The sequence below is a fragment of the Streptomyces sp. P17 genome (assembly GCF_032436805.1).
Taxonomy (GTDB): Bacteria; Actinomycetota; Actinomycetes; order Streptomycetales; family Streptomycetaceae; genus Streptomyces.
In genome coordinates this window covers 1-246 of record NZ_JAVRBF010001304.1, presented here as the reverse complement: position 1 = coordinate 246, position 246 = coordinate 1, and the positions used below count along the sequence as shown (strand labels likewise).

1 protein-coding gene is annotated in these 246 nt (G+C 58.1%); it reads left to right on the top strand.

The genetic code is table 11. The features are described from left to right. Nucleotides 1-29 precede the first annotated feature (29 nt). A partial coding sequence (locus RMT89_RS44780) for a hypothetical protein (RefSeq protein ID WP_315889489.1) occupies nt 30-246 on the top strand: 217 nt, incomplete at its 3' end.

Sequence of the window (246 nt, the reverse complement as noted above, 5' to 3'; positions counted from 1 at the left end):
GGCTGACCGCAATCGCAAGCAGTGCGGTCATGATCCTCGCCTTCCTATCCATTCTTGGGGTTGAGAAATACTTCAACTCTCGCGTGGATCAGGTTGAGGAGGTAGAGCTGAAGGTTGCCGGCATGGTGGCTGGCTTCAGCGCTGTCCGCGCCGCCGAGGCGGCTTTTCTGACCTACAAGGGTGACGAAACGCTCGCGACGTACCGTAAACATGCAGGCGCGCTGGCGGATGATCTGAACACTCTCA